Genomic DNA, 26,278 nt, shown 5'->3' on the forward strand with positions numbered 1-26,278 from the left:
TCGTGGCTAAAAATAATATCTGAAGCTATTTCCCCATCACCAGTCTCGTTTGAGCCGCTCCACTCTCAGCATCAAGCAATTGTACATTCAGCGCTCCGTCCTTAAACACACTGCGATCCACAGCCAGCGTAATCACCTGAATTCCTTGCGGAAGGTCTGCAACTGCACCGCGATCGGAGAGTTTAAGTGGTTTTACACCAATCCAGGCTGTAATTCCAGCTGTTGAGTTGAACGCCAGATTCACATTTCCTTTGGTAAGCACCTCAATTTCAAATTTGATAAAACTGTATTTTTTACCAGCGCCGGCTTCAATAACCGGTAATTCATTTATGGGCAAATCGCCCGAAACTTTGCTGTATACAGGCTGAAAAGCAATTTTTACTTTGTCTTTAATAATATAAGCCTGGCCTTCTGCGGCAATTTTTTTGGTCAGTTCCTTACTGCCCTCAGCCGTATTCCAGCGACGTACAAACCGCGTATTGGAAACACGGAATTTGCCCGATTCCCCCATTTTGGAAAGAAACCCAATGAGATCAACAAATTCCTGCTGGTCCAGGCCGGCAGTCAGTCCGGGAGGCATTAGTGAGCCGGGTACTTTTTCCATTAATTCAACCTGGCTTTTGGCAATAGACACTTCCTTGCCCGTTACATCACGAATGACAATATCTGACGCACCGTCGCTGGCCAGATAACCCATCATTTCAGAGCCGTCTTTTTTTACAACACGTTTCAGGTCATATCCTTCTTTGATAGACGCACTTGGATAAAGAATAGAACGAATAATGGTTTCAGCCGGTGAACTTGTTCCTAAACTGCTCAGATCCGGGCCAATACGGCCACCTGCACCACCAATGGCGTGACAGGTCGTACAGCTTACATCGGCTCTGCGGAAGATCAGTTCACCTTTTTCCGGATCGGCTTTTTCGCTTACCATTTTAGCCAGGCCGGCAATTTGATTGTCATTGAGTTCCTGAGGCATTTTCTGAACTGGCAATGTACCGCCAGAAGCTTCCAGTGCGTTATTCAGTGCAATAATTTCATCAATTCTCTGACGGGTCCAGCCTGCACGGCTTCTTACGAGCTGTCGTCCGGTTTTGGCAGCTGCTTCCGGGATTTTTTTAGCTGCTATCGCTTCAGCCAAAACAGCCGCTGCCGGATTGCTTGGAATAAAGGCCATAAAAATTTCAGACATGTCCGTCTCCGGTAATGTTCTCATCAGGTCTGTACCGATTCGGGCAGCTTCGGCAGGATTTATGGCTGCAAGCTGGGCAGTGGCAATGATGCGGACTTCCGGGGTATTTTTCGGGCCCGATAAGTCTGTCAGCAGCTTTGTGGCTTTGTCTTTATCAATGGAAACCAACGCGCCCAATGCAGCTTTCTTCGTATTTAAAGTTCCTGTCTGAACCAGCCCTGTAATTCTGTCCTGTAATTGTTCCAGTTGCCATAATCCAGCCAGCCGGATAGCACTCAAACTGATGGCTTCATCATCATTTCCAATAAAATCGGCAATGCGTTCGGGATTTTTGTCTGGTTTCACTTTCCTCTGGCGTGCTGCGTCTTCCAGTGCAGCCAGTTGAGCAACTACATTTTTATCTTTGTTCTGAACTGCAAGATCAAGTAACATACTGAGGTCAGCTGCCTGTCCTGACCTGGCAATGGAGCCCAGTACATCTTTCTGGTATTCTTCCGGTACCTGGCCTTTCCCGTATAATCTGATCAGTTGCACTACTGCTTCCGGGTTACTTACCGATTTCAAAGCAAAAACCGTTTTCTTTGCATCTCCCAGATAATCAGGATTTGTTTTCAGGCTGGCCAGCCACAAAGGTTCCAGTTCACCTACCGTTTGCCACAGCGCATAGTCCAGGTATTCATCCATTTGCGAATCCAGTACCGTTAAAGCGGTACGCGCGGCTTCGGCCGTTTTCGTTTTCCGGAGTGCAATTACTGCTTCCAAACGAACCTGAGCATGCGGATCTTTTACTGCTTTATTCAGCAGCGCAGGTACATTGGCTATTTTTTTATGCCAGAATTCAAGCGCACGTAAAGCGGAAGAACGCGCATTATGGCTTTCTGCATTGAGCAGACTTAGCAGAAGCGGTTCATTGACCGTATCAAGCGCCTGAAACACCCAAAGAGCTTCCAGTTGATTGTGCTCATAGTTTTTATCCTTTTTATCAAGACCGGCCACCCACTTTTGCAATGCCGGGATTACTTCTTTGGCACCACGTTCTTTCAAAACCTGCCTTGCATTCATCCGGGTCAGGTCTTCCGGTACTTTCAATGATTCCAGCAATTCGTTAACCGGGGCTTTTCCTAATTTTGCTACTTTAATCAATGGACGGTTTTTAGCCGTGATCTTCCAGATCCGTCCATGTTCCTGGTCACGGCGGGGATCAAAAAAGTCTACTTCACCATGCTGGATGATCGGATTATACCAGTCGGCAACGTAAATGGCACCATCCGGGCCAACATTGATATCAACGGGTCGAAATGCAACATTATCCGTCCAGATCAGGTCTTCCATTTGTTTGGAAGCATAGCCGCTTCCCTGTTCTTCGAGTTTGAAACTATTGACCCTGTTTGCACGAAAATCATTGGTGATCATTCTTCCCTGCCATGCATCCGGTAAATGCCTTCCCGAAACCACATCCAGTCCGCTGTGTTTGGGCTGTCCCGGGTTCAAACCACGTATAATTCTTTCAACGCCCTGGGCAGCTGCAAATGCAGAACCAGGAAAAGCATAATTAATTCCTTCGCCACCGGCACCGTCTGTCAGGAATGATTGTCCCCACTGATCAAACTGCAGGCCCCAGAAATTAATCCCGCCTCTGGCATATACATTCATTTCAAGCGTTTTAGGATTCAGTTGCCATACACCGCCGCCTTCCAGCCGTTTGGTGCCAAAAGGAGTTTCAACATGGCTGAAAATGTAAATCGACTGATTGAAATACAAATGTCCTTCCGGGCCCCAGCGGAAAGTATGGATCAGGTGATGTGCATCCCCGGTCCCAAAACCATTCAGGATCCTACGTTTCTTATCTGCTTTTCCATCGCCATCCGTATCAGAGAAATGCAGGATTTCAGTTGAATTTGCTACATATACACCGCCATCACCAGGTAAAATTCCCGTAGGAGTTGTCAGGCCTTCTGCAAAAATGGTAGTCTTGTCAGCTTTGCCATCACCGTCTGTATCTTCTATCACGAAGATTTTATCGTTGGCCACTTCACCCGTTTTCAGGTGTGGATATGCCGTACTGCTTACGACCCATAACCGTCCATCGGCATCCCAGTTCATTTGGATGGGTTTTGCAACCAGCGGTTCTGCTGCCCAGAGTGTTACTTCAAAACCATCGGCTACTTTAAAAGAAGCCAGTTCTTTTTGCACATCCGGATCAGGATCTTCCTTTTTGTTTTCGGTTTTAACCGAAGAGGTCATCAGCAGAATCAGTGGAAGTATAATGACTCCGTAAAGTAATTTGGATGCTTTCATGTTTTGGCTTTCGGCTTTCGGCACGGTCCGTCGTACGGTCGGCCGTCAGCTTTATTTGGTTTAGAAATGATTGATTGTTTTATGGCATTAAATGGCCATTAACTATATATATCTTTTTTGTATAAATATCAGATAGATCAGCATCGACAGCCCTATTTCAAAGCCGAAAGCTGGTATATAATTTCCTTTGGCATCCGCTTCAGTGCAATTTGTCCTTCAAGCCATTTGATGAGAATACTCTGATCCTCCAGGTCTTTTACATGTTTGCCTTGTTCGTAAGCCCGGAATCCAATAATGTAGGTTTCATTAATGGGCCTGTACTGGAAAAAATGTAGTTCGTTCTTTTTCAGGATCATCTCATGTATTTCTGCTGCCTGTGTAAATGAAGGTCCTTGTTTGATTGCCATCCCGTTTGCCCATTCCTTCGCGGAAGCGGTCATAACCTGTTCATTATTGGCAGAAAGTGTATAAAATCCTTTTTTCAAACCAGTGATTTTCAAAACAGGTGCATTACTGATAATTCCTGCATTTTGCTGAGGCAAGGGAAGCGGCAGATAATTTTCCTGAATGGTGAATTTCAGATTTCCCGGTTCTTTGCCTGAATCCAGTATTTTAGCATTGGCCGATGCATCTGCCGTTTGCTTAAGAATATTGATTGTAATTGTTTCTTTTTCAGATTTTAAACCCAGACTGTTTTCAAGGATATTAGCCAGATAGTAATAACCGGTTTCGTTCAGATGTACGCCATTTTCAATGATTTCAGCTTTATTACTGATCTCCTGAATTGGTTTATAAATATCAATGAACTGTTTGCCGCGGTCGGCCGAAATTTTGGCGATGGCCGAAGCATATAATTCCAAATCCGCATTCCGCCTGGTCATATTGACGGAAGTGTCACTGATCATGACCGGAATAGTAGACAAAAGAATTGTTCTGGCGCCCAGTGAATCGATATGGTCTATTAATTTGTTGAGCCCATCTTTAAATTTAGGCAAACCAGCTTCGCCTTCCTGGGCCTCTGTTCCTCCGTATGCCAGAAAAATGACAGTCGGTTCGGCCTTTACAATATTATTGATCAAATGCTGATAAGGAGTTGGCGGATTGGTAAACGTACTTCTTCCCTCGCCAAATACATTATCTCCCGTCCAGCCCAGATTTCGGAAAGTTACGTTGCGGTCGGGGAACCGGGTTGTCAGCGCCATTTCCAGGTAACCATACTGAAAATCGTTTTCAAACAGTGAATTGCCCAGGAAAACAACCCGGTCACCATTTTTAAGTTCAAAATTTGGAGCAGTGCTTTGTGGTTTGTTCTGTCCTGCTGCAAACGGATTGGGCAGGAAAATAAACAGTAATAAAATATAACCCAAAGAGGTCAGTACGCTTGTCTTTCTCATGCATTTTTATTTTAAATAATTTTTTATTGAAAGCAATGCCATGCAATTTGCCCGGATCCGGCAATTGTACTTTCACTTTTTACACTATTTTATAAAGAACAATTTCGTATAAACTTAACCGCAGTTTCGTATAAAAAGCATGTACTTAGTCAGTATACATTCGTCTAAAACGGATTTATTAAGGGAAAAGATAATCCGGTTCCTTTTCCTACTTCCGGTATTGATATATTAATTTACACTGACGTCGGAACGGGGTAACTGGATTATATTATTAATGCGCAGATATACACGTTCGTCAGAAGCAAGTGCGGTTTAAAACAAATCGATCCCTCTGTATTACTGGCATGATTTTAAAGAGGTACCTTTTGCAAAGAAATAAAAAATTTAATTTTTTGAAGAACTTCAAATATAAATGAGATCAGAGTATCTGAAGCAAGCTAATACGAACCTGGAGTCTTTACCGAAGTCAAAGACTGGTATAAACGGGTTAGATGAAATTACAGAAGGAGGGTTGCCAATGAACCGGCCCACATTGATTTGTGGATCAGCAGGTTGTGGGAAAACGCTTTTTTCTATTGAATTTATTGTGCATGGTGCATTGATGTTTAATGAACCGGGAGTGTTTGTGGCTTTTGAAGAAAAAGCAGAGGAACTGACTATGAACGTGGCTTCATTGGGATATGATCTTCGGCAACTTCAGGCAGACAAGCTGATAAGACTGGACCATGTACACATCGAGCGCAGTGAAATAGAGGAAACCGGCGAATATGACCTGGATGGATTATTCATCAGACTGGGACATGCGATTGATAGTATCGGAGCCAAAAGAGTGGTTTTAGATACAATCGAAAATTTGTTTTCGGGCCTCAATAACCAGGGAATTATCCGTGCTGAATTGAGGCGGTTATTTAGCTGGCTAAAAGAAAAAAAGTCACGACTATTATTACAGGCGAAAAGGGAGATGGTTCATTAACCCGGCACGGGCTTGAAGAATACGTTTCAGACTGTGTAATTTTATTGGATCACAGAGTAAGCAATAAAATTTCTACACGCTTGCTGCGAATTGTAAAATACCGTGGCTCCGTACATGGAACAAACGAATATCCTTTTTTAATAGATAAAGACGGGATTTCGGTCCTGCCTGTTACATCTCTATTGTTACAGCACGAAGTTTCGTCCGAAAGAGTGTCTTCCGGTATTGCCGGACTGGACAATATGCTTGGATTGAAGGGCTTTTTTAAAGGAAGCAGTATTCTTGTTTCAGGCACCGCAGGTACAGGAAAAACAAGCATTTCGGGTTGTTTTGCAAACGAAACATGTAACAGAAAGGAACGCTGTATTTACTTCGCATTTGAGGAATCGCCTAATCAGATTATCAGAAATATGCTTTCCATTAATATGGATTTGCAGAAACATATAGATGATGGCTATTTGAAATTTCATGCATCACGTCCTACACTGAACGGATTGGAAATGCATTTGGTAGCTATCCACAAAATGATCAGGGAATTTAAACCCAGTGTCGTCATACTCGACCCGATCACTAACCTGATCACGGTAGGATCGGTCAGTGAAGTGAAAAGTCTGCTGATCAGGCTCATTGATTTTTTACAGGCAGAACAAGTAACTGTGATGTTCACCGCTTTGACACTGAACGACAACGTTACGGGACAAACAGACGAAAGTATTTCTTCTTTGGTGGATGCCTGGCTTTTGGTAAGAGATGTTGAATTTAATGGAGAGCGTAACAGGGGACTCTATGTAATGAAATCCAGAGGAATGAAACACTCCAATCAGGTAAGAGAATTTGTAATATCTGATGCCGGCCTGGAATTAGTAGATGTATACCTTGGTCCGGAAGGCGTGCTTACAGGCTCTGCCAGAGAGACACAGCAGCTGCATGAACAAACAGGCGTCGTGTTAAGGGAACATGCAGTTTCGAGAAAAGACCGTGAAATCCAGCGCAAACGATCTTTACTGGAAGGGAAAATAGCTAATCTTAAAGAGGAGTTTGAGTCATTCCAGGAAGAACTTAATAAAACTTATATTGAAGAAGAGCTGAGAAAAGAAGTAATGGATAAAAATCGCTCACAACTGACCAGCAACCGCGGGGGAAACACTGGAACAGACAAGAATTATTAAATAACTATTTGAACAGAATGCAGGATAGTAGTGAAATATGGGAATTGAGATTGTATGTTGCTGGTAAAACTGTCAAATCAGTTACAGCGCTTACAAATCTTAAAAGATATTGCGAGGAACATTTAAAGGACAAATATATTATTGAAGTTATTGACCTGCTTGTAGAACCTCAACTGGCAGAAGGAGATCAGATTTTTGCGATCCCAACCTTGGTTAAGAAAGTTCCCGAGCCCATAAGGAAAATAATTGGCGATTTATCAAACGAAGAAAAAGTACTTGTAGGATTAAACATTCGTCCTGCAAAAATATAAAATGGAGCAAAATACAGAGATAGCGTCGGGCAACGATCCGGATGATAACAGTCATCCGTATGTCTTACGTTTATTTGTGAAGGGCGCTTCAACAAATTCTCTTAAGGCAATTAATAACATTAAAGAAGTATGTGAGAAATACCTGAGCGGTAATTATTCTCTTGAAATAATAGATGTTCACCAGCAAAAATCAATTGCTGAAAAAGAAAATATTATTGCTTTGCCCTTACTGATTAAAAGTTTTCCTTATCCGGAACGAAGAATGGTTGGCGATATGTCAGACACGCCAAGAGTGCTTAAAGGACTAGGAATTTCAAATTAAATTCAATGGAAGCGGAAAAGACATACGATCAGTTGGTTAAAGAAAATGAGCACCTTCTTTGGCAGCTGGAAGAGGCGACGGAAACAATTAACGCTATACGAACAGGACAGGTAGATGCGTTGGTGGTGAAAGGCACAGACGGGCATCAGCTATACACACTTAAAACGGCTGACCAGACTTACCGTGTATTCATTGAAAAAATGAACGAAGGTGCAGTAACTTTAAACCAGGAAGGAATTATACTTTACTGCAATTCCAAATTTGCTTCCATTGTTAATGTGCCTTTGTCCCGGGTGGTCGGCCTGCCTTTCGCTTCTTTTATTCCAAAAGATTTTGTCCCTGCTTATAGTGAGCTGTTTGAGAATGGATGGGTAGAGGACGTGAAAACTGAACTGGACATCATCAGCGGAGAAAAGCTGATTCCCTGCCAGCTTTCCGTAACTACGCTCGATCTGGACGAAGGCGTTTCTCTGAGTGTTATCCTTACTGATCTTACTTTGCAGAAAGAAACCCAGCAACTTCTTAAACTGAATAATGAAAGGCTAGAAGAAACCAATATGAAACTGGAAGTCAGTAATCATGACCTTCAGCAATTTGCTTCTGTGGCTTCTCACGATTTGCAGGAACCACTACGTAAAATACTGATTTTTTCGACCATTCTTCGTGATAAACATGGTGACGAGCTTACCGGGGATGGGGTCATGTTTATGGAAAAAATTATTTCTTCATCAAACCGGATGAAGACGATGATCCTGGATATTCTTAATTACTCGCGGCTTTCTAAAAACGAAGATAATTTTGCGTTAACTGATCTTAATTCAATTGTAACTGAGGTTTTAGAGGATTTTGAAATTTTAATTGACGAAAAGAAAGCTCAGATTTTTGTACGGAATTTACCCGAAATAGAAGTGAATCCGGGACAGATCAGACAGGTTTTCCAAAATCTGATCAGTAATGCGCTCAAATTTGCTAAATCCGGCCAATCACCTGTTATAGAAATAAATGGATATCCATCTTCTATACATTTGGGTGCCGGACCTGCTGACTGTACGATATCAGTTAAGGATAACGGAATCGGGTTTGATGCTGTGTACGATGAAAAAATATTCTCATTGTTTCAAAGGCTGAATACAAAAGACAAATATGAGGGCTCGGGAATAGGACTGGCCATAACCAAAAAGATAATTGATAAACACAACGGCAGAATAACCGCTGTCAGCAAAGAGGGAGAGGGTTCAGAATTTATTATTAACTTGCCGCTGCGACAGAATAAATTCTAAAAACATGACCTCTTCTTTATCTCTCAAAAAAATATTATTAGCAGATGATGACGGAGACGATCGATGGTTTTTTCTGGATTTTTTGAAAAACCGGGCTGATATAGTTATACTTTCAAGTGTAACCAACGGTGCCGAACTCATTGCTTATCTGGAAGCTATTAAAAATGAGATTGATTTTCCGCATTTGATCATTCTGGACCAGAATATGCCTAAACTGAACGGGAAAGAAACATTGTCTGCACTGAGAGCTGATACAAGATACAATAAAATTGATATCGTCATTTATTCCACTTATGCTGATCAGAAGCTTATTCAGGAATGTACCGGTTTGGGTGCAATCATGGTATTGGCCAAACCGGTTTCCTTTGAAGGATATAACCAAATGATCAGTAGTATTCTAAGTGTAATCTGACACCGTTAATTACTTTATACGACATTCTGTGGTTTCCCATTCATGAATGCTTCGAGATTATCAGCTGTCATTTGTAATAATCGTTTTCTGGCCTCAAATGAAGCCCACGCAATATGCGGCGTTATAACACAATTAGGTGCAATTAGCAACGGATTGTCCTGAGTTGGAGGCTCACCGGAAAGTACATCCAGCCCTGCTCCGGCGATCACATTATTTTGCAGCGCTTCGGCCAGGTCTGTTTCATTGATCAGGGGCCCTCTGCCGGTATTCAATAGAAATGCACTGGATTTCATTTGGGAAAGCGTTTCAGCATTGATAATTTCTCTGGTTTCCTCTGTCAAAGGACAATGCAGACTGATCACATCACTTTGCCGGAACAGGTTTTCCAGTGTAACCATTTCTATATCAGGGTTCTTTGTATGCTCCGGGTTTTTCCTGTAGGCAATTACTTTCATCCCAAAAGCCAGTGCAATTTGTGCTACCTGGGATCCGATATCTCCCAATCCAATCAAACCCATGGTTTTTTCTGCCAGTTCAATTAATGGGCTTTTGGAGTAACTGAAATCTTCGGAAGCTACCCATTCACCACGAAAAACGCTTTGACTATGTGTTTCAATCCGGTTTGTTAAAGCCAGCAGCATAGCAAAAGTATGCTGAGCCACAGAAGCCGGGCCATAAGCCTTCACATTGGTAACCGTAATTCCATGTTTCCGTGCTGCCTGAATATCAATATTATTGTAACCGGTAGCTTCCACACCGATGTATTTAAGTTTGGGTAGCTGATCCAGTATTGCCTCGGACAGTACTACTTTATTGACCATCAACACATCTGCTTCGAAAGCACGTTCTACAATCTGATCAGGTGAAGAGCGGTCGTAAATGGTAATAGCGCCTAAGCGATGGAAAGGCGCCCAATCCAGGTCACCCGGATTCAATGTGTAACCGTCAAGAATTACAATGTTCATAAACCGTCATATACTTTACTAACCTGCATGGAAGGAACAACACTTGTGAAAGTTGGAATATCAGATATGAGTTCCATACCATGTTTATCCATTGCTTTTTCAAGCGTTTCAGGATCAGGGAAGAATAATCCGCAAATAACAGTATACGTGGCGTCCGTACCAGGAGCGGCGCCTGCAATTCCTTCTTCAATTTCAACTTTTATCAGACCTTCCGGCCCCAGCAAATTCTTTACCAGGGGTGTATGGGTATTGATATAATAATCAAAGTCAAAATTGTCAGCTGCGCTTTTTGGATATAGAACTGTTATTTTAAACATGTTTTTGATTTGATAAGGTCAGGAAAATATTCAGGTTTAAAGCTAAGGATTTTTCTGATAGCGCGAACGTCCCGTTCGTGATTACTATTTTCAGGCCTCTGGCCTGTTCATGTTTTTTAAAGTTATATAGATTAGGCCGGAAGCCTGAAAATAAATAATCACGAACGGGACGTTCGCGCTATCAGGGTAACTTTTTCAATACCAGTATAATTCTGACCTGACCATTTGATAAGTTTTCAGACCGCTTTATTAAATGGTTTTTTTTACTTTATCGATATTACTAAATTTATTTAACACTTTTCAATGTATGATCTAAACGTTTTTCAGTAATGGCAGAACGTAAAACAATTACAGTTGATACTACTTTCGGGGAATCAGATTCATGGTTTACCATTTCGATAAAAAATGGTCTGCAATGGAATCTGGATTTGAAAGTAAAACACGTAAGTATATCAAAGGAGGCATCAGATACAACGTACAGAATTGTCTTACGTCCTGATTTTGCAGCATTTGAGGGAGTTTTTTTTCCTATACAGATCATCGCTGAACTTAATATTGAAACTGACGAAGAAAGCCTTGATCTTTTTGTAGAAAGCGGAACCCGGGGTTCTCTTATAATTAAGAGCAATATTGGGTCTCACGAATATAATATACAGAGAACAAGTGAAGAGTTTACTCTGGCTATTTAATAAAAGATCACGAGGTGGTCAAAAAAAGGCACCTATCCGAAGAACAGGTGCCACATTTAGGTTAATTATAACTCCATCAAATTAAAAACTGAGATCAGCCTGGTCCCTGCGATCCGCCGGCATTGGTAACCATGCTGCTGGTTGTAAAGGTTTTGGATTGGGTTCCGGTTGTGTAAGTACCGCTTGTGTATAAGCCATTAAGAACTGTTCCATTGGCTACACTTCCTCCCGTATAAACGGTGTAAGTCTGTCCGGTTTTCATTTTAGGGCTCGAAAACAACATCGTTGTGTAGGTCTTCGGGATCAGGAATGTTAATGTTTCAGTTCCATCAGCGGACTGAATACTGATCAGCTGATTGGCCGTTCCTCCACCAAGTATTACCGAAGGCTGCGTGCTTACACTTGCTGTTGGCGAACTGGTAGCTCCGCCAATACCCACCATAATACCGCCTGTTATTTTAAATGTATTTCTGTCACAGTCAAAACCTTCTTCGGGAGAAGCAGCACCGACTGCAACAATTTTTCCTCCCGTAATGGTGATCTTACCATTGGAATCAATTCCGTCATTCCCGGTGCTGTAAGCATATATATTACCACCATTGATATAGATAAATGTACCAGCATTTAATCCATCGTCAGGAGTTTTGGTGGTAATAGTACCATTGTTGATGGTAAGGACACTTTTGCTTTCAATACCTTCTCCTGCGGATGAAGTTACATTAATCGTACCTCCGTTGATGGTCAGGTAAGGATCAATTGTTGTGTCAGTATCGTAAGAAGCGGATATTCCCTTGTCTGCCACGCTGATTGTAAATGTACCGTTGTTAATCACTATATATCCTTCATCACATTGGATCCCGTCTCCGGAAGTTGTGATATTTATTACACCACCGTCTGCTATAAAAGCGTCTTTCGTATGGATTCCGTCTGATGCAGCGCCTGTTACAGTGATGTTTCCGCTGATAATACGAACATAATCATCGCTGGCAACAGCATGTTTGTAATTTCCTTTTACGCTAAGACTTCCGTTTCCGCTGAATATCAGCTGCCCTTCGCTGAAAAACGTGCCCTTCATATCTTCTGTACCGCTGGCTGTATAGGCTGACCCGTCTGTCAATGTATTAGTCGTATTGTCGTTCAGGACTACAAACGCTCTTTTACCGGATTGAATGTTGATCGCCGGTCCGTCAGCATTTGTAATATTTACGCCGTTTAAGGTAAGCTTAAATTTTTTATCACTGTATACTTTCACAGAACCGTTTGCAGTTGTACCGGACAAAATATATTCAACTTCGGCAACGCCAGAGTTGATGATCACATCCCCGTTGGTTTCAGTAATGGTCACTCCGCTGGCTGACAAAGGATTGGTGATCGTTACAGTAGTTCCAAACGTAATGGTTACAACCGAAGAAAACGTAGAATTTGCCAATAAATCATCTTCATCGGCGGCGGTATCTGTATTCCCTTCCGGCGTTGCGGATGAAGTAGTCGTACTGTCGATGGTAACAGTTCCGCCGGTGGTTGTCCCTCCTCCGGCTATGATATCATCGTCATCGTCTTTAGAACAGGAAACAAGTAAAACCAACAACAGTAAGCTAAATATACCTGTACCTATTTTGTGTATGGAGAATCCTGATAAAAAACTGCTTTTTAATACAGTTTCTGAAAAGCTGAAAGAAAATGCCATCTTTTATAATTGGTGTTTTGCTAATGTGTAAATACTTCTTTACTGCCATACGCATACACCCATAATAATGATGCAACCTAAGATCACTTCTTTTTTCATTCATTTCAATCAGATATCCATCCGGGTCTGCAAAATAGATCTGAACGGCGCCATCAAAACGTACCTGTTTGTGGAATACAATTTTGCGTGCAGTCAAAAACTTTTCGGCACCAGCAATTGAGTTGACAAATATGGCAAAATGGCTTCCGTTCTTATCATTGACTATAGGTGTTGTACGGCCTGCAAGCAGGTGTATCATTTGTCCGTTACCGGTGCTGAACCAACCTCTGATCGCTTTCAGGCTATCAGGGACTTCAACTGGTGTTAATCCGATTGTATTTTTATAAAAATCCACACTGGCCGGAATGTCCTTTACCTGCAAAGCCAAATGATTCAGGCTTGCAAAACCAAGAGTAGCAGGGATTTCCTGTGCCATCAGATTTGAACCAGTCAGGATCAGGAATAAAATAAATAGCTTTTTCATGTTTAATGATAAATTTTGTAATTAAAATAATATTACGAATGTACGTATTTGTGAATCGTTTTGATGAGTGTTATAGATTTCTCCATCCAATGACGGTATGGTTCGTTCTTTTACCATCTGAAAAATGGGGTCAATTTTGAAAATACATAACCTCAATTTTGAAATTACATAGAATCAGTTTTGAAAATACATAACTTCTATTTTGAAATTGCATAGAAAAGCCCTCCAAAAATGAACTTGGAAGGCTTTCTTTTCTTTTAATAAACTTAGTTTTTCGGCTCAGTTCCGATTTTTCCCGCACCTTCTGCCTGCATTGGGTTAGGGTTCTTCCGTTGCTGCTGCTTGAATATCTGGAAACGTGTCGGTTTCGCAACTCTTGGGAAAGAATTGTTTTCAGTATCTATATCGGCAATCTGGAAATAAGGATCCAGCGTCCATTGAACCACCTTTTTCTTCGTAGTAATTACTTTATTGATCGATGCATCGTTGAACCGCCAGATTTCAGCCGGGAAAACAGCCACGGAATCTGTACCATCTTCAAACTGCATTTTTACAATAACCGGCATGACCACTCCGCCTTTGTTTTTAAGTGAAAGCGTATAAAAATTGGTGTTGTCCTGTACCAGCTGACGTTCGCTTTCTGAAAGTCCGGCCAGGTATTGCTCGTATTTCTGCTTGTCTGCTTCCGTCACTTTAAACGGATCATATTTGGTATAGAAATCTGCCATAGTAGAATCCTGCGCTACAACAGTTTCTGATTTTGTTGCCAAATCGCGCTCTTTACTGATTGTACTGCCTTTTCGGGCTGCTTCCTTACGCGCCAGTTCTTTTTCGATCTGTGGATTCTGCGTATCAATACTGAACCAGTTTACACTAACCAGATCCTGATCCACAGGTTCGACACCATAAAACCATCCTTTCCAGAACCAGTCAAGGTCAACTCCTGAGGCATCTTCCAGTGTTCTGAAAAAATCAGATGGCGTAGGGCTCTTGAATTTCCAGCGGGTTGCATATTCCTTAAACGCATAATCAAAAAGCTCACGTCCCATAACGGTTTCACGCAGAATGTTCAGTGCCGTAGCAGGTTTTGCATAAGCATTAGGCCCGAGCCCGATTACATTTTCGGCTGAACTCATGATCGGGGAAAGTACCGACGGATCGGACGACATATAGTCTGTGATCTGGTTAGGCTCACCACGGCGTGTCGGGAAATTGTAATCCCATTCTTTTTCAGCTAAATACTGGCAGAAAGTATTCAAACCTTCGTCCATCCATGCCCACTGGCGTTCGTCGGAATTGACGATCATCGGGAAGAAATTGTGGCCGACTTCATGAATAATTACACCGATCATACCATATTTGGTTGCTTCTGAATATGTTCCGTCTTCTTCCGGACGGCCACCATTGAAGCTGATCATCGGATATTCCATTCCGCCTCCCACTGTGGAATGGCAGGAAATAGCAACAGGATATGGATATTCAAAAGTACGGTTACCATACGATTTCAATGTATGGGCAATGGCACGGGTAGAATATTGTTCCCAAAGCGGATTACCTTCTTTTGGATAAAAAGACATACACCAGATTTTCCTGCCATTTTTATAAACATCGCTTTGCATGGCATCCCAGATAAATTTACGGCTGCTTGAAAACGCAAAGTCACGCACATTATCAGCTTTGTAATTCCAGGTTTTCTTTCCAGGCGATTTGTTTTCACGTTTTTCTGCCTTTTCAGCTTCAGCCTGCGTTACGATCATTACAGGTGTTTTAGAAGTTTCGGCTTGTTTCAAACGTTGTTTCTGAACCGGGGAAAGTACCTGTGCCAGATTCTGGCATTCACCACTTGCTGCAACCACGTGGTCGGCAGGTACAGTGATAGCTACTTTGTAATTACCAAATATAAGTGCGAATTCACCCTGGCCGAGGAATTGCTTGTGGTTCCAGCCATTTACATCGTCATACGGTGCAAGGCGTGGGAACCAGTGTGCGATGAAATAATTGGTATTACCGTCTTTTGGAAAAAATTCGTAACCGCTGCGTCCGTAATATTCTGTGATATTGTAACTCCAGTCAACACCAAAAACCACACTCATTCCTGGTTTCAATCCAGCCGGAAGATCAATGCGCATCATGGTATTGTTGATCGTATAAGGAAGTGCTTTGCCCGCTTTGTCTTTTACAGCAGCAATCTGGTATCCGTATTCAGTTTTGGCATCCAGATTAGATCCCCTGCCATTGTTCAGTCCCTGAAGCTGGGTAATGCTCATTCCTTTTTCATTAACAGAACCCGTCCGGGAAGTTGCTCCGATACCATCTTTTTTGAAGAGATTCTGCTCTAATTGCAGCCAGATGTATTTAAGTTCGTCAGGCGAATTGTTGAAAAAAGTAATTGTTTCAGAGCCAGTGATCTTTCTTTTGTCATCGTCCAGTTCCACTTTAATATCATAGTCTGCACGCATTTGCCAGTATTCGCGGCCTGGAGCACCGGATGCTGCACGGTACGAATTGGGAGTGGGCAATACGGTGCCTAATTGTTCAAAGCGGTCGTTCGCTTTATAATTAGGTGAAACGGGAATCTGCTGCGCAAACGTAGTAATCGAAAACAGCAGAAACAGTAAAGGAAGAAAAGTGTTTTTCATGGAATGAATAATTAAAATAAGCAATTATGGAGTCAGAATATTTAAGAAATTACAGAGCGCTTTGAAAAAATTTGTTGTTAATGATCAGTGATAAGGACATACCAATTATAATCCCGGAAAGTATATTGATCCAGTTAATTTTCGGAACGCGCAGAATTTCAATCATGACAAAGGCAATTGATAAAATAATAACGACAATGATTAGCTGCCCCAGTTCCAGTCCGATATTGAATCCTAATAGCGGAGTGAAAATAGCAGCTTCTTTACCTAACAATGCTCTCAGATAATTTGAAAAGCCAAGCCCGTGTATCAGGCCAAAAAATAAGGCAAGCGGATATCTGGCAGAAAAGGTATTCTCCTTTAATGTAAAAAGGTTCTTTTTACTTTTATGAAAGAAATTAAGTGATGCAGTGATCACAATAGTAACCGGAATTAAAAGCTCAATAACATCAGGATTCACATGGACTATCCCCATGGTAGCCAAAGCAAGCGTGATAGAATGCCCGATTGTAAAAGCAGTTACCAGCACGATAACCTTTTTCCAATCGACCAGTGTATATATCGTGCAAAGTGCCATAATAAACAAAATATGGTCATAACCTTTTGAATCTGTAATATGATCAAAACCCAATTGGAGGTAAGCCTGGAACTCGGACATTAAAGAAGAATTGAAATAAAAACTGATTAAAAATATTCGTCAGGACAAAAACTGAATCTCGAAGTTATTGTTTTCAGCGCAGGAATGCAACAATCGTTTTATAAGTCAAAATAATCATTGAATAAGTATTTTATTGAAGAAATTAAACACAAAAAGACCGGAAGCAAATGCCTCCGGTCTTTTTAAATTCTGACACCAATTATAAGATTTTTATTTTACAAAATTAATTGTAAGGAGTATTCTGAGGATCGAAGTTAGTCCAGCCTGTTGTCCAATCCGTCGTTCCGAACGCGCCTCTGAAAAGCTCTTTTGTGAAAAACGCATCAGTACCTTTTCCATCCCATACTGCATCTTTCAATAAAGGAGATGTTGCCTGTGGAAGGAAAGCAGGTGCGGTCAGATTGAAATTGTTTGCATTCAGAAGTAAGGTAGAAGCATCTGTAAGAATCGTATTTTTACGCTCAGCAGCACTGAAATAAGCAGTAGCCTGAGCATCCGATACGCCAGTTGCAGCACGGTCACCGCGAACAGGGATTGTAGTGTTTGCCAACACAATTCCTTTCAGGTTTAGTGTTCCGGCAGTAGCATGAGCTAATGTATTGGCACCGTCCAGACGAAGCCCTTCAGGATATCCTGCAAAAACTGAATTCAAAATTGTAATGTCTGTATTACGGCGTAAATGCATAGCTGACTGATAAGGTCCGCTGCCTGATGCAGCAGCTGAACTTGGTGTTCCAGAGAAAGCGAAGTTACTTACGTTAGCAAAAACAGGGGCAGTAAAAGGCAGACCATTGTTAGGCGCAGTTGCAGGTTCACCTGTGCCTTTAAAGTTATCAGACTCAAAGCCATTTGAACCGGACTGATCTGCAAATAACGGGTCACGTAAAGAAAGTGCATACTGTACTTTACCTGTAAAACCCCAGTCAGTATCCCAGTCGTCGTCATAACCACGGAATGCTACCAGATATTTAGCATTTACAGTACCGCCAAACCATTCATAAGAATCATCGCCACTGTAAGAAACCTGTACGTGGTCGATTGTAGTTCCTGATCCTACTGCGTAAAGAGTAAGGCCGTTGATTTCACTACCAGCTAAAAGAGCGATTCCAGGAAATTCAATACGTACATACTGTAAGTTACCAGAGTTATCAGCAGCAATATTATCAGCTCCCAATAGTCCCGCAATACCACCTTCTGCTGGTGTACTTGCAATTTGGTTATGTGGTGCTTTTCCAAATATTACAATTCCACCCCAGTCACCATAACCGCGGGCTCCCGGCGCAGCGTTTGAAGTAAATACAATTGGCTCAGTCGCAGTTCCGATAGCCTTGATTTGTGCACCTGCATTGATGATCAGTGTGCCTCCTTTTCCTGCTCCGGTAGGATCAAGTGCGATTCCGCCTCCTTTAATGATAGTACCAGGCTCAATGGTAAGTACTGCTCCGCTTTTTACGTAAACAAAACCTTTTAACAGGTAAATGTTATTTTTAGTCCAGGTTTCGCTGGCTGCTATTTCTCCGCTTTTTTCAACTACTAGAACGGGCTGCAATTTCAAAGTTGGATGCGCTTTTAACAGTTGCACCGCCCACAGTTACAGAAACAAGTCCTGTTGTTGCACCTGCCGGAACTGTTACAGTAAGTGCTGTAGTTGTAGCAGCCGTTACTGTTGCAGGGGTTGTATTAAATAAAACCGTATTGTTGGCAGGCGTTGCATCGAATTTTGTACCAGTAATGACAACTGTTGTTCCCACAGGGCCGGATGCCGGAGCCAATGATTTTACAGCAAGTACTTCCGCAACCGGAGTTGGTTTATCATCATTGTCACATGAAGTTGCCCCTGCAAACAGACCTCCTGCAAGGAGAAAAAAGTACAGTTGCTTTTTTAAAATATTCATAGCGAATTTAAATTGGTTTGCAAAAAGGATGATTATTAATTATTGATTAGTGAATTGGGTATTAATTATTAAGGGATTACTGTTCTTCTTCCGAATGTGTAAGCTGCTGTAAGGGTGAAGTAACTTCCTCTTTTGAATTTGCGGATATTCTGATCTGCATTGGCAGTGGTCGATGTTACGTCTTTTCCAATTTTACCATCACGGTTGAAGTCCTGTGCAAAACGAACCGGCTGGTTCAGGATGTCCTGGATACCTAATCTGAATTCCAGGTTCTGTCTGATTTTTTTGCTGATGTTCAGGTCAATTACGTTTCTTGGCGTTTCGTAAACGGTTGGGTTATTCTGGTTTCCTACTGCAAAAATGCGTTGGCCGAATACGTTGTAAAGAATATTCCACTGCCATCCTGATATTGGATCAGCATAATAAACCCCTGCATTGATCAGGTATGGAGACTGGTTTGCCATCGGACGTTTTTTATCTGTAAGACCATTCAGGTCATAATTTTGAATAGCTCCGCTTAAATCCGGTCCCTGGATAAAATCTCCCAGATTTATTTTGCTCTTAATAAAGGAAGCGTTGGCGATCAGTGTAAGATTTTGGATAAAAGTGCTGGATGCATTTGCAAATCCTTTACGCATTTCTAATTCAACTCCGTAATTCTGTGCTGAACCAGCGTTGATAAAAGTATAGGCAAGCCCGCTTCCAACCGGCAAAAGGAATGATTCAATCGGGTCTTTGAAATGTTTGTAAAATGCAGTTACCGAAATCAACTCGTTTGGAGTTGGATAGAATTCCCATTTCGCATCCAGATTCTGGATTTTAGCAGTTTTAAGCGTTGTATTTCCACGAATATCAGCCTGCAGATTGAAGTCATAATAGGCGTAAGGTGCAAGCTCGCGGAATTCAGGGCGGTTTAATGTAGAAGAATACGCCAATCTCAGATTTTGCTTATCAGATACTTTGTAAGTAAAGTTTAAAGAAGGCAGAGGAATAAATATCTTGTTGTTGACCAATTCCTTCCTTTCATTTACAATAAAGGAATGAAGCTGCTGGTTGTTGTATTCTCCGCGGAAACCAATTGTCAGGATTGCTTTACTTCCAAAGTTTACATCACCACTCAGGTAAGCTGCGCCATAATTGTTAATTCCCTGATAAGAATCCAGGTCTTTTGTTCCGTCCTTAATGGTTAGCCCGCCAGTTTGTCCGGTTACGTTTTCTGGTGAGAATATTGAACCAATTCCCTGGCTAAGGATGGCACTTGCATTGCCAACACTGTTATATCCGTAAAAATGGGCTGAATAATCTCTGTCTTTTCTCTCTCCATAAATCCCGAAGCGGATACGATTTGGCTCGCGGTCAGTTGGGTTACCAAAGGCATGTTCCCCATTCACAGAAAGTGTATAAACGCGTTCACCAAGTTTGGAGTAAAAACGGCCAACTTCTGATGCGGTAGGGTCCGTAGGTGTAATGGCTACAAATGGAGCAGGCTGTCCGTCCGAACCGGTTGCACCGGTTGTACGCTGATAACGGACACGTTTCCAGTCTGGCTCCCAACGGCCGGTATAACCAAAGCCCGCAATCCAGTTAAGTTTTGTCAGATCACCGAATTTATGATCACCCGAAACCTGAGTGGTAGCAATTGTTCTGTTTTCAAATTTTTCTGAATAATTTAATGCATCGTAGCCGTCAATTACTTTTTGTCCGTTACGAACAACAGTTTCAGTATTTCCTAACTGGTTGAATAATGTTTTCCATTCCAGAGTAAAAACAGGGGAGAAGCGGAAAGTCCAGTTATGCAGAACACCGATCCGTGACTGACGGGAATAATTCGAATCTGTATATTTTTCAAAAACATCATTGGCGGTCAGCCCGTTTTGGTATAATGTTAATCCAACCTCAGCACGCTGGTTTGTTAAGGAGTAGTTGATATTTGTCATATTACTCACACTCACATTTCCTATATCGAAGCGGCGGCCCAGATTCAATGCAAAACGCATATCAGGAGAGACATTAATGTTTTTAAGTCCCCACGAGTTTGGCATTAATTGTCCGTAAGAAGCTCTTTCCTGCGCGTTCATGATATTGAAATCGGCTGACCTGGTAGGAAACGCGCTTGATAAGGTCTGGTCTTTTCCCCAAAGCCCAAGCAAATTTGCCCCGCTGCGATTTTGTGTCTGTACGTTTTGGAAAGTAGTATTGCCTCTGTATCCAAGTGTAAAAGCAGCATCCGTGAAGTTTGCATCCGGACGGCGTTTGGTATAAATTTTAATAATACCACCTGCAAAATCTCCCGGAGATTCGGCAGAACCGGATTTGTAAACAATCATCCGGTCAATAATATTGCTTGGAACAAGGTCGAATGAGAAAGCGCGGGTATCAACTTCTGATGAAGGTGTAATAACATCGTTGATCAGAACCGCATTATAACGTGATCCCAAACCACGAATCATTACAAAACGATTGTCAACAATACTTACACCCGGAACCCGGCGAATAGCTGCTGCGGCATCTCTGTCCTGCGATTTCTGGATTTGCTGAGCCGAAATACCAACCGCGATGGGTTTCAATTGTTTTATTTCGCTGATCACGGCTACTTCTGTGTTGGTAGCTCTTGAACCTTTCACGACCACTTCCTGTAATGCTGTTCCTTCCTCATCCATTTCAGTATCAATTACTGTGGTGTTTCCGGACTCAACTCTTACATTAGGGATTTCCTTGGTTTTGTAGGAGACAAACGAGATAATGATTTTATAATTACCGACGGGAACATTTGTCAGGGTAAAATTGCCCTCAACATCCGCCGCGGCGCCGTTTTGTGTGCCTTCAATCAACACAGTTGCACCTATAAGCGCGTCTTTGGTTTTGGCATCTTTAATCGTTCCCCGTATGGTACCGGAGTCGGCAAAAGCGAAGGAAACAGAGAAGAAAAACAGGAGAATGGTAAAAAATTTCGTTTTCATACTGATGGTGTCATATTTTCGACACAAAAGTAGAATCCCAATATTACCCCAGCGTTAAGCCTATGTTATGACTTGGTTATATTCGGGCCGTTAAACGCAGAGGTACGCGGTGTTTGGCGAAGAGGAACACGGAGTTATTTTCTGAGAAACTCAGCGCTAGGTCGGATAATAAGGGCTTTCTTAAAGGCTGCGTTTAAATTTGAGGCACGCTAATTTCTCAAATCAGAAACAAAGCCGTTTACGACCGCATATACAGATTTATTGTTTTTCCTGAGTGTAAAAGTTGCCACATCATCAAGTGCAAGTGACCTTGAAATGTCTTCATGTTCCAGTTCCAAACCCGTCGCATCCAGTTCTTCGGTTCCTGAAAAAATTGAAAGATCTCCGTAATCTTCAATTATACTTTTGTACGAAAATGAGCTCGCATCATCCTGATTTATCTCATAGCGATTGATGCCAAGATCTGCCTGATACTTTTTCCCGTCTCGTATTACAGTTACATTTTTGACGAGCAGGTCATATATGTACCTGTTGTTCTCTAACAAAGCCTGATATTCTGCTATTCCTTCTTTTGCAAATAAATTATCAGCAATGGATGCCAGGCCAGTCAGAATTGCAACAAAATTAAGTTTACGAATAAACTGCTTTTCAGGATCACCCGCATATCCTCCGGATTCAATCAGGATAAGCGTTGTCCCCCATTTCTGAATATTGTCGCCGAATGCCCTCGGTTCAAAATCCTCGTTCCACTTTCCCACCTGGCCCGGAATAAACTTTTGCATTGCCTTGTTCATGACAGAAATTACTTGCATTGATTTTTCCCTAACTGTATTAATGCTCTTCTCCTGGTCATAGGCAGTTGCCAGAAAAGAAATTGTTGCCAGTTTGGAAGTGTTACCTACTGAATATCTAGGGTTTTTATCATGAAGATTAAATCCAAATTCCGGCTGGATGTTTTGCTGCAATTGTTTCAAAATCCGGGATTCCGGTGCTTGTAAAGCGAGGGCATCTCTGTTGATATCAATTTCCTGTGCATTGCGCCGCTGGTATCGTTCCGCACCATCGGGATTGAGCATTGGCACAAAGTAAAGTGTTGTATTGGTAAAAAGTTCTTTTCGAAAATCATCAAAACCATCGTTTTTCCCTTCGAGAAAATTGAAAATATCAAAGGTTGCCATGGTTGCTGTGGCTTCATCTCCATGCATTTGAGTCCATAACAGGACTTTTCTTTTCCCATTTCCGGTTTTCAGCAGTTGTATATTTCTTCCTTCAAAAGATTCGCCTACGCTTTGTACCTGATATAGCGGATTTTCTTTTCTTTTCTCAATAAGGGGTAGCATATCTTTTTGTTTGAAACGACGTTTGGCTATTACAGTTTCAAGATAGTTCTGATGTGAATCAAATAATCGGCTGGCCAATTCTGATGGCTGAATCATTGAAAAAGAGATAATTAAAGCTGGACTGGGAAATAATAATTTTATAAACTACGCAATTTACTAATAGAAAACCGGGATGTAAAATTCTGAAAACCTTCGAATTTCAGCCACTGGTGCGAAATAGGAACCTCCAAAATAATTCTAATCAAATTTTAATGTAATTTTTTACTGAACGGGTTCTACGAATCATAAAATTTATTTACATTTGCACATATGTTAAAGACTGAAACTTATCATCAATTTCATCGCGGCCATCAGGCTTTCGGACGTCTTGGGTGATGTGTTTTTGCAAGTAGTGTTGTAATAAGGTTGAATACATAGTATCCCAGAAGCCCGATTTTTAAGAATCGGGCTTTTTTTATTTTCAAATATGATTTTTACGCTCTAATGCCGTATTTGATCATTCTACTTTAAAAAATGAAAACTGTAATTATAAAATATAACGCAGGTAATGTTCAGTCCGTCATGTATGCTTTGGACCGTATTGGCGCAAGTTATTTGTATACAGACGACGAAGAAGAAATACGTTCCGCAGACAAAGTTATTTTCCCGGGAGTAGGAGAAGCTAGTACTGCCATGAACTATTTGCGCAAGACTGGTCTGGATCTGATGATTCCCACACTAAAACAACCTGTATTTGGAACCTGTATCGGCATGCAGCTCATGTGCAGATATTCGGAAGAAAATAATACGGAATGCATGGGCATTTTTGATGTTGATGTGAAACGTTTTCCTGCTTTACCTGGCCTGAAAGTCCCGCATATGGGATGGAATAATATTTCCGGGTACCAGAGTGCGCTTACCGACCAGGTAACTGACAATGCCTATGTATATTTTGTGCATAGTTATGCGGCACCGGTTTGTGAATTTACAGTGGCAAGCTGTGATTATATTCAGCCGTTCAGTGCTATGCTGCAGAAGGATAATTTCTACGCCGCCCAGTTCCATTGTGAAATAAGTGGAAATGTGGGGCAAAAGATCATGGAGAATTTTTTAAAAATATAAGTATAAATAGCCTGAAAGGCTTCCATATCTCAGCCCAGTTTCATTGTGAAATAAGCGGGAATGCAGGGCAAAAGATCATGGAGAATTTTTTAAAAATATAAGCATAAATAGCCTGAAAGGCTTCCATATCTCAGCCCAGTTTCATTGTGAAATAAGCGGGAATGCAGGGCAAAAGATCATGGAGAATTTTTTATAAATATAAGCATAAATAGCCTGAAAGGCTTCCATATCTCAGCCCAGTTCCATTGTGAAATAAGCGGGAATGCAGGGCAAAAGATCATGGAGAATTTTTTAAAAATATAAGCATAAATAGCCTGAAAGGCTTCCATATCTCAGCCCAGTTTCATTGTGAAATAAGCGGAAATATGGGACAAAGGATCACGGAGAATTTTTTAAAAATATAATTATAACTAGCCTGAAAGGCTTCCATATCTCAGCCCAGTTTCATTGTGAAATAAGCGGGAATGTAGGGCAAAAGATCACGGAGAATTTTTTAAAAATATAATTATAACTAGCCTGAAAGGCTTCCATATCTCAGCCCAGGCCATCGGCCTGGGAAAAAATAAAAATTATGATTGAAATTATCCCAGCCATTGATATGATCGACGGAAAATGCGTTCGGTTGACGCAGGGCGATTATGGAAAAAAAGTAATATATAATGAAAACCCGCTTGAAGTAGCATTGGAATTTGAAAACTCCGGACTGACAAGATTACATTTGGTGGATCTGGACGGAGCAAAAGCCAAGAAAGTGATCAATTGGAAAGTACTTGAAAAAATTTCGCTGAAAACTTCCCTACATATTGATTTTGGAGGTGGGGTTCAATCAGAAGAAGATATCCGGATCGTATTTGAAAGCGGGGCAAAACAAGTAACAGGAGGTAGCGTAGCAGTGAAACAGCCTGATTTGTTTAAACACTGGCTTGAAGTTTACGGGGGTGAGAAGATCATTTTGGGTGCCGATGCCAAAAATGAAAAAGTAGCTGTAAGTGGCTGGGAGGAGGGAACGGAACTCTGGGTTTATGATTTTGTTGAAGAGTATGTAGACAAAGGAGTTAAGTACGCCATCAGTACAGACGTGGCCAAAGACGGACTTTTACAAGGGCCATCATTTGATTTGTATAAAAACTTACAGGACAAATGCCCAGATCTGAAAATAATAGCCAGCGGAGGTGTAAGCGATATTGGTGACGTTGAAAAACTGGCCGAAATGAAGATTTATGGTGTAATCATTGGTAAGGCAATTTATGAAAACCGTATTAGCCTCATAGATTTACAAAGATTTTTTATATAACCACTGTGAACTCATAAATTTTGAACTAATCAATACTCTTCAAAAATGCTCACAAAGCGTATTATTCCTTGCCTGGATGTAAAAGAAGGCAGAACTGTAAAAGGAGTCAATTTTGTAAACCTGCGGGATGCCGGCGATGCGGTGGAGCTGGGAGCGATATATGCTGCCCGGGGAGCCGACGAACTGGTATACCTGGATATTACTGCTACGGTTGAGGGGCGTTCAACTTTTATAGACCTGGTACGCCGGGTGGCGCATACCATCAATATTCCGTTTACTGTCGGTGGCGGGATTTCTTCCATTGCTGATGTTTCGGCATTACTTCACGCAGGAGCAGATAAAGTTTCTATCAATTCAGCCGCCGTTCGTAATCCTGACCTGATCAATGAATTGTCCCTGGAATTTGGAAGCCAGTGTATTGTCGTAGCCATTGATACAAGATATATAGAAACTGTAAATGGCTGGGAACATATTGTTCACACACATGGCGGGCGCAAACCAACGGAAATCCGTACAATTCCCTGGGCAAAAGAAGTGGAAGACCGGGGAGCTGGGGAAATCCTGCTGACTTCGATGGACACAGATGGTACTAAAAACGGATTTGCCCTTGAACTCACTTCTATTATTTCAGGAAATGCAAATATTCCTGTAATAGCATCCGGCGGAGCTGGAAATATGGAACATTTTTATGATGTATTTACAACCGGAAAGGCTGATGCCGGGCTTGCTGCGAGCATTTTTCATTTTCGCGAAATAGATATTCAGGATCTGAAACAATATTTAGCAGATAAGGATTTGCCGGTCAGAATGACAATATAGTTGTTAAGAAAATTTTACCGGATACTTTTGTCCTGAAGTC

22 protein-coding genes are annotated in these 26,278 nt (G+C 41.6%); 10 read left to right on the plus strand and 12 right to left on the minus strand.

Annotation, left to right across the window (positions count from 1 at the left end; all coding sequences use genetic code 11):
• Positions 1–25: 25 nt before the first annotated feature.
• Together KZC02_RS17955 and KZC02_RS17960 are read right to left on the minus strand one after the other, a co-directional pair.
• Complete coding sequence (locus tag KZC02_RS17955; protein WP_221389965.1) at positions 26–3,490, minus strand: PVC-type heme-binding CxxCH protein; 3,465 nt, start codon at positions 3,488–3,490, stop codon at positions 26–28.
• Between the two features lie 152 nt (positions 3,491–3,642).
• Complete coding sequence (locus KZC02_RS17960; protein WP_221389966.1) at positions 3,643–4,884, minus strand: GDSL-type esterase/lipase family protein; 1,242 nt, start codon at positions 4,882–4,884, stop codon at positions 3,643–3,645.
• Between the two features lie 412 nt (positions 4,885–5,296).
• On the opposite strand from KZC02_RS17960, the gene KZC02_RS31915 reads away from it, so the two are divergent.
• From KZC02_RS31915 to KZC02_RS17985, 6 genes are read left to right on the plus strand one after another with little or no spacing between them, the layout of a single operon-like run.
• Entirely contained in the window at positions 5,297–5,857 is a 561-nt protein-coding gene (locus KZC02_RS31915; protein WP_229253655.1) for an ATPase domain-containing protein, read from the plus strand.
• Positions 5,827–7,026, plus strand: a complete 1,200-nt coding sequence (gene kaiC, locus KZC02_RS17965) for a circadian clock protein KaiC (protein ID WP_229254400.1) — start codon at positions 5,827–5,829, stop codon at positions 7,024–7,026. The genes KZC02_RS31915 and kaiC overlap by 31 nt, the downstream gene beginning before the upstream one ends.
• Positions 7,027–7,043: 17 nt before the next feature.
• On the plus strand, positions 7,044–7,337 hold the full coding sequence (locus tag KZC02_RS17970) for a circadian clock KaiB family protein (protein ID WP_221389967.1): 294 nt from the start codon (positions 7,044–7,046) through the stop codon (positions 7,335–7,337).
• A gap of 1 nt (position 7,338) precedes the next feature.
• A complete protein-coding gene (locus KZC02_RS17975; RefSeq protein WP_221389968.1) occupies positions 7,339–7,659 on the plus strand; it encodes a circadian clock KaiB family protein in 321 nt (106 codons plus the stop codon).
• A gap of 5 nt (positions 7,660–7,664) precedes the next feature.
• On the plus strand, positions 7,665–8,939 hold the full coding sequence (locus KZC02_RS17980) for an ATP-binding protein (protein ID WP_221389969.1): 1,275 nt from the start codon (positions 7,665–7,667) through the stop codon (positions 8,937–8,939).
• A gap of 4 nt (positions 8,940–8,943) precedes the next feature.
• Entirely contained in the window at positions 8,944–9,351 is a 408-nt protein-coding gene (locus tag KZC02_RS17985; protein WP_221389970.1) for a response regulator, read from the plus strand.
• Positions 9,352–9,365: 14 nt separating this feature from the next.
• On the opposite strand, the gene KZC02_RS17990 is transcribed toward KZC02_RS17985, so the two are convergent.
• On the minus strand, positions 9,366–10,316 hold the full coding sequence (locus KZC02_RS17990; RefSeq protein ID WP_221389971.1) for a D-2-hydroxyacid dehydrogenase: 951 nt from the start codon (positions 10,314–10,316) through the stop codon (positions 9,366–9,368).
• Positions 10,313–10,633, minus strand: coding sequence for an EthD family reductase (locus KZC02_RS17995; protein ID WP_221389972.1), 321 nt, complete (start codon positions 10,631–10,633; stop codon positions 10,313–10,315). Before KZC02_RS17995 ends, KZC02_RS17990 begins: the two co-directional genes overlap by 4 nt.
• Before the next feature lie 329 nt (positions 10,634–10,962).
• Between KZC02_RS17995 and KZC02_RS18000 the strand changes: the two genes are divergently transcribed.
• Positions 10,963–11,322 (plus strand): hypothetical protein, encoded by a 360-nt coding sequence (locus tag KZC02_RS18000; protein ID WP_221389973.1) that lies wholly within the window; start codon positions 10,963–10,965, stop codon positions 11,320–11,322.
• Between the two features lie 94 nt (positions 11,323–11,416).
• Here KZC02_RS18000 and KZC02_RS18005 read toward each other — a convergent pair whose 3' ends face one another.
• From KZC02_RS18005 to KZC02_RS18035, 8 genes are all read right to left on the minus strand, one after another.
• The gene (locus KZC02_RS18005; RefSeq protein WP_221389974.1) at positions 11,417–12,907 is read right to left on the minus strand and encodes a carbohydrate-binding domain-containing protein; all 1,491 of its coding nucleotides are present in this window, start codon (positions 12,905–12,907) and stop codon (positions 11,417–11,419) included.
• A 10-nt stretch (positions 12,908–12,917) separates the two neighbouring features.
• Positions 12,918–13,532: a VOC family protein gene (locus tag KZC02_RS18010; protein ID WP_221389975.1), complete on the minus strand. Its 615-nt coding sequence runs from the start codon at positions 13,530–13,532 to the stop codon at positions 12,918–12,920.
• A gap of 266 nt (positions 13,533–13,798) precedes the next feature.
• Positions 13,799–16,171 (minus strand): M1 family metallopeptidase, encoded by a 2,373-nt coding sequence (locus KZC02_RS18015; protein WP_221389976.1) that lies wholly within the window; start codon positions 16,169–16,171, stop codon positions 13,799–13,801.
• Positions 16,172–16,220: 49 nt separating this feature from the next.
• Entirely contained in the window at positions 16,221–16,829 is a 609-nt protein-coding gene (locus KZC02_RS18020) for a HupE/UreJ family protein (protein WP_221389977.1), read from the minus strand.
• A 223-nt stretch (positions 16,830–17,052) separates the two neighbouring features.
• Positions 17,053–18,378 carry a cell shape-determining protein MreB gene (locus KZC02_RS18025; protein WP_310590325.1) on the minus strand — a complete coding sequence of 442 codons (1,326 nt, stop codon included), beginning with the start codon at positions 18,376–18,378 and terminating at the stop codon, positions 17,053–17,055.
• Positions 18,356–18,724, minus strand: a complete 369-nt coding sequence (locus tag KZC02_RS32985) for an IPT/TIG domain-containing protein (protein WP_310590326.1) — start codon at positions 18,722–18,724, stop codon at positions 18,356–18,358. Before KZC02_RS32985 ends, KZC02_RS18025 begins: the two co-directional genes overlap by 23 nt.
• A 68-nt stretch (positions 18,725–18,792) precedes the next feature.
• Positions 18,793–21,684, minus strand: coding sequence for a TonB-dependent receptor (locus KZC02_RS18030; RefSeq protein ID WP_221389978.1), 2,892 nt, complete (start codon positions 21,682–21,684; stop codon positions 18,793–18,795).
• A 209-nt stretch (positions 21,685–21,893) separates the two neighbouring features.
• Positions 21,894–23,120 (minus strand): M14 family zinc carboxypeptidase, encoded by a 1,227-nt coding sequence (locus tag KZC02_RS18035; RefSeq protein WP_221389979.1) that lies wholly within the window; start codon positions 23,118–23,120, stop codon positions 21,894–21,896.
• A gap of 417 nt (positions 23,121–23,537) precedes the next feature.
• Here KZC02_RS18035 and hisH point away from each other — a divergent pair, with 417 nt between their 5' ends.
• The 3 genes from hisH (at position 23,538) to hisF (ending at position 26,238) form a co-directional block, all read left to right on the plus strand.
• The gene (gene hisH / locus KZC02_RS18040) at positions 23,538–24,125 is read left to right on the plus strand and encodes an imidazole glycerol phosphate synthase subunit HisH (RefSeq protein WP_221389980.1); all 588 of its coding nucleotides are present in this window, start codon (positions 23,538–23,540) and stop codon (positions 24,123–24,125) included.
• Positions 24,126–24,696: 571 nt separating this feature from the next.
• Complete coding sequence (hisA, locus tag KZC02_RS18045; protein WP_221389981.1) at positions 24,697–25,419, plus strand: 1-(5-phosphoribosyl)-5-[(5-phosphoribosylamino)methylideneamino]imidazole-4-carboxamide isomerase; 723 nt, start codon at positions 24,697–24,699, stop codon at positions 25,417–25,419.
• A 45-nt stretch (positions 25,420–25,464) separates the two neighbouring features.
• Positions 25,465–26,238 carry an imidazole glycerol phosphate synthase subunit HisF gene (hisF, locus tag KZC02_RS18050; protein ID WP_221389982.1) on the plus strand — a complete coding sequence of 258 codons (774 nt, stop codon included), beginning with the start codon at positions 25,465–25,467 and terminating at the stop codon, positions 26,236–26,238.
• Positions 26,239–26,278: the final 40 nt, after the last annotated feature.

This window comes from Dyadobacter sp. NIV53 (assembly GCF_019711195.1).
Classification (GTDB): Bacteria; Bacteroidota; Bacteroidia; order Cytophagales; family Spirosomataceae; genus Dyadobacter.